Origin of the sequence: Micromonospora orduensis (genome assembly GCF_006228125.1) — a bacterium.
Lineage (GTDB): Bacteria > Actinomycetota > Actinomycetes > Mycobacteriales > Micromonosporaceae > Micromonospora > Micromonospora orduensis.
Window position 1 is genome coordinate 1 of sequence record NZ_VDFY01000256.1, and the last position, 14,814, is coordinate 14,814.

Consider the following 14,814-nt stretch of genomic DNA (forward strand, 5'->3'; position numbering starts at 1 on the left):
CCGCTGATCGGGCGGGGATGCACCGCGCCCAGCGGCCCACCACCGCCGGTCGGGCCGCCGCCACCGGCCGGGCCGACACCACCCGGACCGGCGTCACCGCCGGGACCTGCCTCGTCGTCGGCGCCGTCAGAGGAGCCCACGCCGTCGGCGCGCGGGCGGCCCGGATTCGGACGGGTCCGGTCCGCGGCGTGCCCGAGCACCCGCAGCGACGCCAGCGCGGCCATCGGCACCACAAGCGCGGCGGCGGCGCCGGCGACGTCCAGCGCCGCCCCGTCGAGCACCCCACCGAGCACCGCGGCGACCGCCGTGCCGGCCAGCGCGGCCCGGACCGCCGGATAGATGCCGAACAGCCGCATCAGGCCGCCCCACGGCTGGAGCAACGCGAACCACACAAGCAGCCCACCGGCCAACGCCAGCACGGTCAGCGGACTGTTGACAAGCGTCTCGAAGTTCTCCGTACTCGACCGGTGCACGGTGAACCCGCCGGTGCCGTCGCCGACGGCCGACAGGAACCGGCCCAGGCTGCCCCGCTCCGCCGGTGGGCGGCGCAGATCCACCACGGCGAAGCCGACAGCCACCGCCAGGGCGGCCATCGACGCCCACGCCAACCGGCTGATGGTCAGCCAGCCGCCGGCGCTGATCACCGCGGCCACGCTCAGGCCGGCGGTGAGCGCGATCGCCCCCACCGGATCGGCGCCCAGGTACGGGCTGCCGACGACCACCACGGCGAAGCCACCCACGGTCACCACCACCGCGGGCCGCCAGCCCCGGGGCACCCGCTGGGCGAGCCAGCCACCGCTGAGCAGCGCCCCGGCGAGCAGCACGCCCAGCCCGACAGTGCTCAGACCCGAGTACCGGCCACCCTGCAACGCCGAATAGCCCACCACACCGTTGAGCTGGAGCCGCGCCCCGGTGAGCACGTCCAGCCCCACGACGAGCGTGGTGAGGCCGGCCACCGCGCCGAACGGGCCGAGGGTGCCGGCCCAGCCGGGCGCGAACCGGACAGCCGCCGTACCGGCCGCCACCAGCAGCGCGGTCACCCCCGCGAAGATCCAGCCGGGATGCTCGCCCCGCCACCAGGGCACCGCGTCGGCGAGCAGCGCCGCCGGCACCGTCAACGCCGCCGCCACCAGCAGCACCTCGACCACCGCCACGAGCCCCGCGGGCGCCGGCGTCGGACCGGTCGGCCCGGCGTGGGGCCGCGCCCGGCGCAGCAGCGGCAGCACCGCCAGGGCCAGCAGCACCTGCACCACGGCGAGCACTGTGAAGAACCCGCCGGAGACGGTCCGTTGGGCGGCCGCCTCCCGGTCGGCATCCGCCGGGGCGTTGACGGCGTCCGCCAGGTCATCCGGGCGGTCACCCGTGCTGATCGCCGGCCGGCCGAGGAAGAGCCGCTCCGGCATCGGCCGACCCAGCGCGGCCAGCGCGGTCGGCGCGAGGTCGACAAGTTGCAGGTACCCGTCCCGGCCGGTGCTGGCCGACGTGAGCCACCCCCGCTCCCAGCCCGGCCCGTCGGCGACCACCACGTGCAGCCGTGACGGCCCGGCGGTGTCGGAGATCCCGGCGACAAGCACCAGCGAGCGTGGCGGGCGGGCGGCCATCACCCGGGCGAGCTGGGCGTCCGCCGCGCGGGCCTCCTCCGCGCGCGTAGCCGGGTCGGTCCCGGTGACCGTGCCGAGGTCGACGATGCTCAGCACACACGAGCCGAGCAGCAGACGGGGGTCGTCCGGCAGCGCCGAGGCGTACCTGTCGACCCGACCGAACGGTCGCGCGGCGGCCACTGCCGCGCCCGGCCCGACAGCGACCGAGCAGCGCACCGACTCCGACAGCGACCCGGGCATGGTGTTCCACGGCAGCCGCTGCTGGTTGTACTGGACGACGCTCTCCTGATCGGGCAGGTTGGCGCCGATGCCGTCCGGCTGCTCCACGGCCACCCCGGCCGCCGGGCAGCCACCGTCGGGCCGGCTGCCGTTCCACGCGGCGAAGCTGCCCGCGCCGAGGGTGAGCCACCCGTCCACCGGGCAGGTGGGCCGGTGCGCGGACCGCACCGACAACGAACCGATCGCCCCCTCCTGGGCCATCCGCCACAGCGTCGGGGTGCGCTGCGGATCCACGTCCTCCCAGCGCAGACCGGCGACACCCGCGAGGACCACGAAGTCGGCGGTGCGCTGCGGGGTGCCCTGCGGCGGCCGCACGGCCAGCCCGGCGACACCCAGCGCCACCACGAGCACCGTCAACACGGCGGGCGCGAGTCGACGCAGCATCAGCGCTGTCCCGTTCCGGACGCCCGGGTGGCCGTCGGACCGGTGGCGGCGGTCAGCTCGGCGTAGAGCGCGGTCAGCGCGGCCACGGTGTCCGCCTCGGTCGGCCAGGTCAGCGCCCGCTCGGCGCCGCGGCGGCCCAGCTCGGCCCGGGCCGCCGGATCGTCCAGCAGGGCGCGCACCGCCGCGTCGAGGGCGTCCACGTCGCCGGGCCGAACCAGCGCCGCAGCGTCCCCGACCAGCTCCGGCAGCCCACCGACCGCGGTGGCCACCAGGGGTACGCCCGCGCGCAGCGCCTCCTGCGCGAACAGTTGCCGGGCCTCCCAGTCGCTGCTCACGACCGCCAGGTCGGCGCCGGCGAGCAGGTCCGCCACGTCGGTACGGTGCCCCAGCAGGGTCACCGGCGCGCGGGCCGCGGACGTCCGGGCGGCCAACGGCAGGTACGCCGGACCGCTGCCGGCGATCACCACGACCGGTGGCGGTGTGCGGGTACGCCAGCGGGCCGCCGCGTCGATCAGCACGTCGTAGCGCTTCTGCGGGTGCAACCGGCCCACCGACACGATCAGCGGCTGGTCCGGCCGTACGCCGAACTCGGCCCGGACCGCCGCCGGACGTCGACGCGGCTCGGGCAGGGTCGGCGCGGCGACCGGGGCGAGCCGGGCGTCGGCGGCGCCCAGCGCCGCGGCCCGGTCCACCAGGTCAGCGGACGCGCCGAGGGCCACCCGGGCGCCCCGGGCCACCACCCGCTCGACGAGACGGGACACGCCGCCGCGCAAACCACCCGCGAGGACAGCGTTGTGCCAGGTCACCACCAGCGGGGCGGCCGGACGGGCCAGCACGGCCACCAGCCCGGCGCGCAGGCCGTGGGCGTGCACCACGTCGACCCGGGCCTCGGCGAGCACCCGGCGCACGGCGAGCACCGCGCGCGCGTCGGCGGGAGTCGGGCTGGCCGGAATCTCCACCGGCTCGAACCGGGCGCCGACGCCCACGAAGTCGAACTGCTCCTGCGTCGCCGCCGGCCCGCACACCAGCACCCGCGCGCCGGCCGCGACGAGCCCGCGTGCCACCGAGCGGACGTGCTGGCCGACACCACCGGTGCTGGAGGCGAGCACCAACGCGACACTGCCCGACCAGCTGGCCGGCTGAGTTGGCTCACGTCCCGCGCTCACTGGCCCACCGTCTCCTTCCCGTCGCCCCGCTCCGGCGCGGTCGGCGTCGACCCCCCGCCGGGCTCTCGCGGCCCCCGCCGCTTCAGGCGGCGCAGCACCCCGGCGAGCAGCGGCCGTACGTCCCGCCGGTCGACGAACCAGACCACGGCGAGGAACACCACCCCGACCAGAACCCCGGACAGCATGCCCTGACCGAGTGCCGCCGCCATCGTCGGGGTGCCGCCATCCGGCGTGTCGAGCAGCCGGACGACGCCCAGCCCGGCGAGCGCGGCGAGCACTCCGGCCAGGCCGCCGGCCGCCCCGGCCCGGGTCGTGCCGGCCAGCGCCGGACGCCCGGCGGCGCGCAGCACCGCCGTGACCAGCAGCGCCCCGAGCACGAGCATGCCCACCGAGTTCGCGACGGTCACCGCGAGGACCCGGTCGGCGGTGGGAAGCAGGGCGGTCAACGGCAGCGCCACGGCCGGGACGACCAGCCAGCCCAGCGTGATCGCCACGGTCGCCGGCCGGGTGTCGCCGCGCGCGTACAGCGCGCGGGACAGGACGGCGAACAGCCCGTAGCCGAGCAGGCCGGGGGCGAAGCCGGTGATGGCCGCCGCGGTGGACGCCGGATTGTCCGGGTAGAAGACGGCCGCGACGGGCTGCGCGGTGGCGACCAGCGCCGCGACGCCCAGGCAGCTGAACAGCAGCACGCCGCGCACCGTCGTCGACAGGGTCCGCCGGTAGCCGGTCTCGTCGCCGGCGGCGGAGGCGGTGGCGAGCGCCGGGTAGGACGCCACCGCCAGCGGTACGGCGAGCACCGCCCACGGCAACAGGAAGATGGCCTGGGCCAGGTTGAATACCTGCGGGGAGCCGGTGGGGCCACCGGACACACGGTTCAGGATCACCAGGAGCGCGACCTGCTGCGCCGCCACGGTCACCGCGCCGGCCGTGGCGAGCCCGCCGATCCGCGTCCGCGCGTCGGCGGTGAAGGCGTACCCGAACCGGGGCCGCAGCCGCAGCCGACGCAGCGGGATCAGCAGCGACAGGGACAGCACGACCACGCCCAGCGTGGTGCCGGCGGACAGCAGCAGCTCACCGCCGCGGCTGACCTGGGCCACCGACGCGCCACGCCCCTGCGCGGTGCCGAAGGCCAGGTAGACGACGACCACGGTGAGGCTGGACAGCAGCGGGGCGATGACCGGCCAGGCGAAACGCCGGTGCGCCTGCAGGACACCGGTGAGCACGATGCCGATCCCGTAGAGCGGCAACTGCGGGGCGAACACCCGCAGCATCCGGGCACCGGCGGCGAGTTCCGACGCCGAGCGTCCCTCGCTGATCAGCGAGATGATCGGATCGGCGAACAGGACGACCAGCACGGCGAGCGGAACGAGCAGGCTCACCGTCCAGGTGAGCAGCGCCCCCGTGGTCTCGGCCACCGCCCGCCGGTCCTCCGCCGCGACCGCCCCGGCCAGCAGCGGTACGACCAGACTGGCCAGCGCCCCACCCGCGACGATCTCGAAGACGATGTTCGGCACCGTGTTCGCGATCACGTACATGCCGCCGAGGTCGCTCTGCTGGACCACCCAGGTGAACACGGCGGTGCGGCCGAAGCCGGCGAGTCGGCTGGCCACGGTGAGGACGGCGATGAGCGCGGCTGCCCCGGCCAGCCGGCCGGCGCCGGCGAGGGGTGCCGGTCTGGTCACGTCAGTCGGCGCGTCGGCCCAGTGCGTCAAGCTCCCGCAGCCCCGGGGTCTGCTGGATCACCGACGTGAAGCTGACCTTCTCGCTGGCGGCGGTGAGCCCGGCGAGCACGGCCAGCGCACCGGCCCGGCCGAGCGGGCCGGTGCGGGCGGCGAGCGCGACGCCGAGCAGCGCGCCGAGGGCGTTCGCGCCGCTGTCGCCGAGCATGACGTCCTCGGCCAGGTCGTCGCGGAGCAGACCCGCGGCGGCGCCTGCCGCGCCGGCGGCGATCCCGCCGTGCGGGCCGCCGGTCAGCGGCGCGGCGAGCAGCAGCCCGGACTTGATGGCCCGGCCGGGCCGCAGGTCGAGCAGGTTGAGCAGGTTGGCGGTGCCGGCGATCACGCCAGCGCCGAGCAGCACGTCGATGCCCCGGCCGAACGCGCCGTGGCGCTGCCGGCGCGGATGCGCCGCTACCCGGGGGTCGGCGGCGAGCAGCGCGGCGGCGCCCAGCCCGGCGGCGCCCACCCCGACGACCTTGACCAGGCCGGCGGTGACCCGCCCCTCGCGCAGGGCGGCGAGGTGACCGGCGAAGCCCTTGGCCGCCTTCTGTTCCGGCCGGCCGCCGACCACGTCGTCGTACAGCCCGACGCCACCCGCGCCGAGGCCGGCGACCAGGGCAGCCGCACCGGACGCGCCGCTGGTCGCGCCGAACGCGCCGACGGTGGCCGCGCCGACGGCGAGCGCCGGCCCGGCGGCCAGGGTCACCGTCCGACCACGGAAATTGGTGCGCTCCAGCGCGGGCCCGACCGGGGCGCTGCGCACCTCGCGCAGCGCGTACCGGGCCGCCGCGGCGCCGGCGCCGGCGATCAGCAGCCGGCCCAGCGCCCTCACGCCGCCACCTTCTCGATTACGGACACGCGGGTACGTCGTTCGCTCACTGGGGCAGTCTAGGCAGCAGGGAGGCGGCGTTGTCGCCGACGCCGTACTGGCCCGCCTTCTTCTCGGTGAGCTGCTGCACCAGAGCGAGGCTGGTGACCAGTTGGCCCTGCACGGTGTTGGCGTTGTCGACCGTGGAGATCGTCTGCGCGAGCACCGGGTCGCCGCGGACCACGGAGACCAGGTTGCCGCCGACCGAGCCGTTGCCGCCCACCACGATCGACCCGGTCCGGTCGAACTGCTCGGCGATCTTGACGACCGACTCGTCCCGCTTGTCGGAGTCCTTGTCGACGTACGGCTGCCCGCTGACCACGACGACCGCCTCCGCCGAGCCGGTGACCTTGTTGCTGTCGGTGGTCAGATAGCCCGCGTTGTTGTACGCGGCCAGCACCGCCCGGCGGTCGGCGTCGCTTACCGGCGCGACGCCCTGCGCCCGGTCCAGCAGGACGCTTGCCAGCAGCGCGCTGGAGGTCTCCACGCCGTGCCCGTTGCCGGGCAGGCCGGTGGTCTGCGCGGTCGGCCGGGCGGCGGTGACGGCCAGTTCCAGCAGGTTGGAGTTGTTGTCCGGGTTGATGAACTTGTCCTGCAGGTCGACCCGGCCGGTGATGGTGGCGCCGGCCAGCTGGAGCTTCTTGAGCACACCCTCGGTGTGGTCGCGCCCGTTGGGCAGGCTGAGCACCACGACCCGGCGCCCGGTGAGGGTGCCCGGCAGGACGACCTGGGACATCTCCTCGGCGAACTCCTCCTCCAGCGCGAGCTGCTTCTCCATGTTGCTGACCTGCTGACGCCACTGCTGGTTGTCCTTGCGCAGCCCGGTGACCTGCTCCTTGAGCGAGTCGGCGACCGGGCCGTTGAGGGCGGCCGTGCCGACCACCAGGCCGATCGCCAGAGCCAGGAAGACCGCGGTGAGGGACACCACGTGGTAGCGGAAGTTGATCACGCTTGCAGCCTCTTGATCGGTCGGGAACTAGAACAGCCGGTACAGCTGGAACACGAAATTGTCCCACCACTCGGCGACGACGCCCAGGTACGCCTTCCCGACGGTCGACACGGCCACCGCGGACGCCATCGCCGCGATCGCCGACAGCACCAGCAACAGCAGTGACGAACCGGAGATGCTCTGCCGGTAGAGCCGGCTCACACCCTTGGCGTCGACCAGCTTGCCACCGACCTTCAACCGGGTCAGGAACGTCGAGGCCATCCCGCCGCGACCCTTGTCCAGGAACTCGACGAGCGTGGCGTGCGTGCCGACGGCGACCAGCAGCGAGGCGCCCTTCTCGTCGGCGAGCAGCATGGCCAGATCCTCGCTGGTCGCCGCGGCCGGGAAGGTGATCGCCGGCACGCCGAGACCGTTGACCCGGGGCAGCCCCGGCGCCCGCCCGTCCGGGTAGGCGTGCACGATCACCTCGGCGCCGCAGCGCAGCACGTCGTCGGTGACCGAATCCATGTCCCCGATGATCATGTCGGGGGTGTAGCCGGCCTCGACCAGCGCGTCCGCGCCGCCGTCGACGCCGATCAGCACCGGCTTGAACTCCCGGATGTACGGCCGCAGCACGTCCAGGTCGGCCTTGTAGTCGTAGCCGCGCACCACGATCAGGCAGTGCCGGCCCTGGATCTGGGTCTCGATGTCCGGTACGCCCACGCCGTCGAGCAGCAGGTCGCGCTCCTGGCGCAGGTAGTCCATCGTGTTGGCGGCGAACGCCTCCAACTGCACCGACAGACCCTCCCGCGCGTCGGCCATCGCCTTGGCGACCGACTCGGCGTCCTGGAGGCTGCCGTGCGCCACCGGCTCGTCACCGGCGAAGACCGTGTTGCCCTCGATGCGCACCTGGTCGCCCTCGCGGATCCGCTCGAACACGCCCTCCCCGAGGTCGTCGAGCAGCGGAATGCCGGCGGCGACCAACACCTCCGGGCCGAGGTTCGGGTAGCGGCCGGACACCGAGGGCTTGGCGTTGAGCACCGCCGCGACACCGACGGCGACCAACGAATCGGCCGCCACCCGGTCCAGATCGACGTGGTCGATGACCGCGATGTCACCCGGGCGCAGCCGGCCGACCAGGCGCTTCGTCCGGCGATCGAGGCGCGCGGTGCCGAGGACTCGGCCCGGCTCCGCGTTTCGGTTCCGGCGCAACGTGGGTAGACGCATCGTGACCATCCTGGCATGTGAGGCAGGCTTTTCTGTCGCGACATGCCTGAGCAGGGCCGCCTACCCAGGGAAGCACACACCGGCACAAGCCGGTGTGCTTGCGCTCACAATACGCGGCGTCACGGCCGCCTTTCCTTCGCGGCTACGGCCAGAAGCTCCTCGGCGTGGGCGATACCCAGATCCGAATCGGGCAAACCAGCGAGCATCCGGGCCAGTTCCCGGGCCCGCTCGGTGTCCTCCACCACCCGTACCCCGCTGGTGGTCACCGCGCCGCCGGTGTCCTTCGCCACCACCAGATGCCGGTCGGCGAACGCGGCCACCTGCGGCAGGTGGGTGACCACCAACACCTGGTGGCTGCGGGCCAACCGGGCCAGCCGCCGACCGATCTCCACCGCCGCCTGACCGCCCACGCCCGCGTCGACCTCGTCGAAGACCAACGTGGGCGGGCCTCCCGAGCCGGCGAAGACCACCTCGATGGCGAGCATCACCCGGGACAACTCACCACCGGACGCGCCGCGCTGCAACGGCAACGACGGGGCGCCCGGGTGGGCCAGCAACCGCAGCTCCACCTCGTCACCGCCGTCCGGGCCGACACCCACCTCCACCCCGTTGACCGGCAACGCCGGCTCGGCGCGACCGGCCGGGCGGGGCAGCACCGCCACCTCGATCCGGGCGTGCGGCATGGCCAGACCGGCAAGCTCGACCGTGACCTGGTCGGCGAAACGCACCGCCGCCTCCTGCCGCGACGCCGACACCCGACCGGCCAGGTCGGCCACCTCACCGGCCAGCCGCTGGCCCTCGCGCTCCAACTCGTCGAGCAGATCGTCGGACGTGTCCAGATCGGACAGACGGGTGCGGGCCCGATCGGCCCAGGCGATCACCCCGTCGACGTCGTCGGCGTACTTGCGGGTCAACGCGCGCAGCGCGGCCCGCCGCTCGTAGACGTGCTGCAGCCGGGCCGGGTCCGCGTCCAGCGTCGCCAGGTACGCCGACAGCTCCGCGGACACGTCGGTGACCAGGGTGGCGGCCTCCTCCAGCCGGGCCGCCAACTCGCCGAGCGCCGGATCGGTGCCGGCCTGCGCCTCCAGGGTGCGCCGGGCCGTGCCGAGCAGCGCCGCCGCGTCCGGTGTCTCGTCAGCCGCCTCCGCGCCGCCGGCCACGCACAGCTGCGCCAGCTGCGCCGCCGTCCGCAGCCCCTCGGCGTGCTCCAGCCGCTGCGCCTCGGTCTTCAGCTCGTCGTCCTCACCCGGCTGCGGGTCGACCCGGGTGATCTCGTCGAGGCCGAGCCGCAGCAGGTCGGCCTCCTGGTTGCGCTCGCGGGCGTTGCGCCGCCGGTCGGCAAGGTCGTCGACGATCCGCCGCCACCCCGTGTACGCCTCGCGCAACGCGTCGAGCAGCTTCTCGTGCGCCGGGCCGGCGAACCGGTCCAGCGCGGCGCGCTGCTCGGCCGGGCGCAGCAGCCGCAGCTGGTCGGACTGGCCGTGCACGGCCACCGCCTGCTCGCCGACCTCGCCGAGCATCGACACCGGCATGCTCCGGCCACCCACGTGCGCGCGGGAGCGGCCCTCGACCGTCACCGTGCGGCTCAACAGCAGCGAGCCGTCCTCGTCGGGCTCGCCGCCGGCGTCGGAGATGCGCGCGTACACCGCGTCGGCGACCCGGCCCTCCAGCCGCAGCCGACCCTCCACCACGGCCCGGCCCGGTTGGGCACGCACCCGCCCGGCGTCGGCCCGGCCGCCGAAGAGCAGGCCGAGACCGGTGACCACCATCGTCTTGCCCGCACCGGTCTCGCCGGTGATGACGTTCATGCCGCCGGTCAGCGGCAGCGTCGTGTCGTCGATGACGCCCAGCCCGGTGATGCGCAGCTCTTCCAGCACAGCACCCGACAGTAGACGCGTGCCCCGACAGTTGACCAGCCGACGGGCCCCGCCGGTGGGCCGCGACGTGGCCCCCACCTGGGCGACGTACAGTTCTGCCCCGTGTTGGACGTGATCGGCCTGACCCCCGCCGAGGAGGAGCTGTACCGCTGCCTGTTGCAGCTCACCACGGCCCGGATCGACGAGTTGGTCCGCCGGCTGGACCGGCCCCGTGAGCAGGTCGTCGCCGAGGTCGAGGCGCTGCGCGCCAAGGGCCTGGTGCAGGCCACCGACACCGACCCGGACGCTCCCCTGCGCCCGAACGCCCCGGACGTCGCCCTCGGCGCGACACTGCTGCGCCGGCAGGAGGACCTGGAGGCGGCCCGTCGCCGGGTCACCCAGCTGGCCGAGGAGTACCGCTCCGGGCTGCGCCGGCACCACGTCGACCACCTGGTCGAGGTGATCACTGGTGCCCGGGTGCTCCGCGACCGGCTGCGCGACCTGCAGAACTCGGCGCGTACGGAGGTGCTGTGGTTCTGCCGGGCCAACCCCCTGGCCATGGCCGGGCCGGAGAACCTGGAGGAGTTCGACGCGCTGGCCCGCGGGGTGAGCTACCGCGCCATCTACGAGCGGGAACTGCTGCTGGAACCGGGCGCGCTCACCGACCTGGCCAAGGGCGTCGGCGCCGGCGAACAGGCCCGCGTCCTGGACCGCCTGCCGGTACGACTGGCCATCGTGGACGCCCGCACCGCCATCTGCCCGCTGGTGGCCGACCGCGACGGCGGCGAGCCGAGCGCCGCCGTGATCGGCCGCAGTCAACTGCTCGACGCGTTGCTCGCCCTGTTCGAGAGTCACTGGCGGGTGGCCACCCGGCTGCGGCTGGACGATCCCGACCCCACCGACGACGGCTCGCACGCCGAACGCCCGGCCGACGGCTATCGGCCGGACGCCGACGAGGCGCGACTGCTGTCCCTGTTCGTGGCCGGCGTACCGGACAAGTCCATCGCCTCCCAGCTCGGGGTGAGCCGCCGGACCGTGCAGCGGCGGCTCGCCGACCTGATGGACGCCGCCGGCGTGGACACCCGACCCGGGCTGGCGTTCCAGGTGGCCCGCCGCGGCTGGATCTGACGCCGGCAGGGCCCCGAGGGGGCGGGACGGCCGGAGCCGCCCCACCCCCGCACCCGTCAGCGCAGCCCGTACGCGTCGACCACGGTCTGGTCGACGGTGTTCCCGGCCCGGTCGCGGGCGTGCACCCGCAGCGAGACGGTTCCGCGCCCGGCCGGCACCGTCGCGGTGTACCGGGTACCGGAGCCCCGGGTCGGCGCGGACCGCCAGGTGACGCCCCCGTCGAAGGAGACCTCCACCCGGACGCTGGCACCCTTCGGCGCGGGCACCCCGGTCGGCTGGCGCAGGGTCAGCCCCACCTGGTGCGGCCGGTTGCCGCGCACCGTGTTCAGCAGGTCGGCCGGCACCCGGTAGTCCACCTGCAACAGCGACAGCGGGGTGGCCGCGTCGCCCGACGGTCGAGCCGAGGTGAACTCCCAGGCCGTCTCCGTACGCGTGGCGAAACGCCACTCGGCCGAGGCCCGTCGCGTGGTCACGTCCAGGCGGTAGCGGGCCGCCGCCGGGCTGGTGGGCACCGGCACCCACCCGCCGGACAGGTCGGCGATCTGCCGCCCGTCGCGGCTGACCCGGGCCTCGACCGTGTCCGACTCCTCACTCCTGCCGGCCGGGCTGTAGTGGCCGTCGGCGTCGACGAACTCGGGCACCCGCAGGTCCAGGCTGTCACCGGTGCGCGTCGGCACCGTCGCACCGCTGGCCGGAACGGCCGGACGCACCACCGGCGCGTGCCAGGTCTCGGTCTCCCGGTCGTCGGCGTCGTACCGCCGGGGCGCCTGGGCCAGACCGCCGTCCAACTGCCCCCACTGCATGAACATGACCTTGTGCAACACCCGGTGCTGCCACCAGTTGTCCCCGGCGCTGACGAACTCCTGCCGGGTGGTCCCGTTGCGGACCATCCGCTGGTCGTCGTTCCAGGCGTACTCCTGCCACGGCCGCCAGCCGAACCGCTCCTCGCTGGCCCAGCCCGCGCCCATGTCGCCGTAGCTCGCGGTCACCTCGGCGGTGTTCTTCGCGGTCACCGTGTGCACGACCCGCTCCGGCACCCGACCCTTCGACACCTGCCACACGTCGTACAGGTACGGGCTGTCCACGGTCAACGTCAGGTCCAGGGTCGCCCGGCCGCTGCGCGCCGCCGCGATCAGCCGCTGCCCGTCGTCGTACGCGACGACCATCGACGGGATCGGCAGTCGCTCCCCGATCGGCCGCCACACCGTCCACGCGGAGCGGTCCTCCGGCCGGACGACGAGCACCACCGCGGCGCCGGCCTTCGCGGCGGCGGCCGCCTGCTCCTCCTCCGAGAGGTCCGGGTCGGCGGTGAGCAGCGCGGCGGCCCCCCGCACCCGGGTCAGCTCGGCGGGGGTTCCGGCGCCGGCCCAGACCAGCGGCAGTCTCCGCCGACCGGTCGGCGCCGGCGAGGTGCCCAGCAGGTTGATGTCCGACGGACCGGACACCCCGCTGACCTTCGCGTCCACCATCGGCGCGACGAGCTGCCAGCGCGAGGCGAACTCGAACTCGCCCTGGCGCACCTGCCGGGTGGGCGTGACGTTCACCTGCTGGACGGTGCTGTAGGCCATCACACCGTGGTCGATCTGCCGGCCGTTGCCCAGCACCCGGTGCACGTAGAAGCTGAGCGTGGCCCGCTGCTCGCTGGGCTTCGGCGTCTCGATCCGCACCGGGGTGCCCTTGCGGGCGTCGAGCACCACTGTCAGGTCCCGGTCGACTGTCAACTCCGGCTCGACGGCCTGGGTCAGCTGCTCGTCCAGCGGGGCGCCGTGCTCCACGAGCGCGGTCAGCAGGTACGTGCCCTCCTCGACCCGCAGGGTGCCCTCCCCCGGCCACCAGCCCCAGTAGTCCGACTCGGGCTGCTCGCCGAACAGGGTCAGCCCGGGCGAGAGGGTCAGCTGACCCTGCCGGTCCAGCACCTTGACGGTGACCTCGTGCAGGGGGCCGCTGACGGTGAGCCCGACCGGCGTGCGCACGGCGACGCCGTCCGTACCGGTCGCCACCAGCCAGCCGCCGTGCGGGCCCCGGCCCAGCTTCGCCGGGTCGGCGCGCAGCGGCACGGCCACGCTGCCGCCCGCCGGCACGCTCACCTCGCCGGAGCCGACGGCGACCCCGTCGGTCTCGGCCGCCCCGCTGTCCAGGTTGCGCAGGTCCAGGGTCAGCCGCAGGGTCTGCGCGGCCTTCGTGCCGTTCGTGTACGTCACGGTCCGCTCGACGGCCGCGTCGCCTGTGGAGATCCGGCCGAAGTCGACTGTGGACGACGCGTACACCCGCTGCGTGAGCGCCCGCGCCACGTCGACCCTGCCGCCGCCCTGCTCGAAGACGGTGAGCGCCGGGTTGGCCTTCGTGGTGCTGACGAGGGCGTCCTTGAGCTTCCCGGCGGCCCAGTCGGGGTGTTCCTGGGCGAGGATCGCCGCCGCGCCGGCCACGTGCGGGGTGGCCATCGACGTCCCGGACGCGGTCGTGTAGGCGTCGCCCACCGGCGTACCCATTGTGGTGCCGGCGGCCCGCGCGGCGACGATGCCGACGCCCGGCGCGGTGATCTCCGGCTTGAGGCCGTTGTCGCCGAGACGCGGACCGCGGCTGGAGAACTCCGCGAGGTTGTCGTCGCGGTCCACCGCGCCGACGGTGAGCGCCGCGGTGGCCGCGCCCGGAGAGCCGACGGTACGCGCGGCGCCCGAGTTGCCGGCGGCGACGACGAAGAGCGCGCCGGTCTCGGCGGTCAGGTCGTTGACGGCCTGGCTCATCGGGTCGGTGCCGTCGGTCGGGTCACCGCCGAGGCTCATGCTGACGACCTTCGCGCCGGAGTGGGCGGCCCACTCCATGCCGGCGATGATCGCCGAGGAGCTGCCGGAACCGCCGTCGTCCAAAACCTTGCCGACCAGCAGCCGCGCGCCGGGCGCCACGCCCCTGCGCAGCCCCGCCGACGCGGCGCCGCTGCCGGCGATGGTGGCCGCGACGTGGGTGCCGTGGCCATGGCCGTCACGGGCGCTGCCGCTGTCGGAGAAGTCCCGCGCCTCGGCGATCCGCCCGGCCAGGTCGGGGTGGGTGGCGTCGACGCCGGTGTCCAGGACCGCCACCGTCACGCCGTTGCCGTCCCGGCCGGCCGCCCAGGCCTGCGGTGCGCCGATCTGCGGCACGCTGTGCTCCAGCGCGGGGCGCACCCGGGCGTCCAGCCAGACGCGGGCGATGCCACCGCCCAGCCTGGGGGCGGCGGCCGTGGCCCGGGTGGCCGGCGCGGCGGCGAGGGTGGTCCACAGGCCGCCGAGGTCGCCCTTGCCGACCCGCAACGCGGCGCCGTTGATGCTCGCCAGGGGGCGGGCGTCGGCGGCGACGGCGAGCGGCCGGACCCGGCCGGCGGCCGGCTCCTGGTAGCGCACGATCAGCGGCAGGTCGCCCTGCGCGGAGTCGCCGTAGCCGTCGGCGGCCAACTCCTGCACGTCGAACAGGTTGGCGTCGAGGACCCCGCTGGACACGTAGGGCACCGCGTCGCTGGGCAGCACCCGCAGCCCGCCGTCGACCTCGAGGGTCTGGAAGATGACCCGCTCACGCCCGGGGCCCGGGCGGACGGTGGCGGCGACCCGGCCCGGCGCCGCCGGCGCGAGCTCGACCTGGTCGCCGGTGATCAGGGTGACACGAACGGGCGTGGCGCCGGGCCGGGT

9 protein-coding genes are annotated in these 14,814 nt (G+C 75.0%); 1 reads left to right on the forward strand and 8 read right to left on the reverse strand.

The genetic code is table 11. The features are described 5' to 3' along the window. The 7 genes from FHG89_RS28410 to recN all read right to left on the reverse strand — a co-directional run. A partial coding sequence (locus tag FHG89_RS28410; protein ID WP_244295940.1) for a hypothetical protein occupies nucleotides 1–2,264 on the reverse strand: 2,264 nt, incomplete at its 3' end. Continuing rightward, nucleotides 2,264–3,430, reverse strand: a complete 1,167-nt coding sequence (locus tag FHG89_RS28415) for a glycosyltransferase family 4 protein (protein ID WP_139587482.1) — start codon at nucleotides 3,428–3,430, stop codon at nucleotides 2,264–2,266. The genes FHG89_RS28415 and FHG89_RS28410, both read right to left, overlap by 1 nt. Beyond that, nucleotides 3,427–5,112, reverse strand: coding sequence for a murein biosynthesis integral membrane protein MurJ (murJ, locus tag FHG89_RS28420; protein WP_139587483.1), 1,686 nt, complete (start codon nucleotides 5,110–5,112; stop codon nucleotides 3,427–3,429). Before murJ ends, FHG89_RS28415 begins: the two co-directional genes overlap by 4 nt. Nucleotide 5,113: 1 nt before the next feature. Next, complete coding sequence (locus tag FHG89_RS28425; protein WP_139587484.1) at nucleotides 5,114–5,980, reverse strand: hypothetical protein; 867 nt, start codon at nucleotides 5,978–5,980, stop codon at nucleotides 5,114–5,116. Between the two features lie 43 nt (nucleotides 5,981–6,023). Then, complete coding sequence (locus FHG89_RS28430) at nucleotides 6,024–6,965, reverse strand: copper transporter (protein WP_139587485.1); 942 nt, start codon at nucleotides 6,963–6,965, stop codon at nucleotides 6,024–6,026. Nucleotides 6,966–6,992: 27 nt separating this feature from the next. Further along, complete coding sequence (steA, locus tag FHG89_RS28435; RefSeq protein ID WP_139587486.1) at nucleotides 6,993–8,171, reverse strand: putative cytokinetic ring protein SteA; 1,179 nt, start codon at nucleotides 8,169–8,171, stop codon at nucleotides 6,993–6,995. A 119-nt stretch (nucleotides 8,172–8,290) separates the two neighbouring features. Further along, nucleotides 8,291–10,048, reverse strand: coding sequence for a DNA repair protein RecN (recN, locus tag FHG89_RS28440; RefSeq protein ID WP_139587487.1), 1,758 nt, complete (start codon nucleotides 10,046–10,048; stop codon nucleotides 8,291–8,293). A 102-nt stretch (nucleotides 10,049–10,150) separates the two neighbouring features. Here recN and FHG89_RS28445 point away from each other — a divergent pair, with 102 nt between their 5' ends. Then, on the forward strand, nucleotides 10,151–11,155 hold the full coding sequence (locus tag FHG89_RS28445; protein ID WP_139587488.1) for a helix-turn-helix domain-containing protein: 1,005 nt from the start codon (nucleotides 10,151–10,153) through the stop codon (nucleotides 11,153–11,155). Between the two features lie 56 nt (nucleotides 11,156–11,211). On the opposite strand, the gene FHG89_RS28450 is transcribed toward FHG89_RS28445, so the two are convergent. Further along, a partial coding sequence (locus FHG89_RS28450; protein ID WP_139587489.1) for a S8 family serine peptidase occupies nucleotides 11,212–14,814 on the reverse strand: 3,603 nt, incomplete at its 5' end.

Coding starts and splice junctions, on each gene's coding strand:
- steA (WP_139587486.1), bottom strand. CDS start 8,171: ATGCGTCTACCCACGTTGCGCCGGAACCGAAACGCGGAGCCGGGCCGA.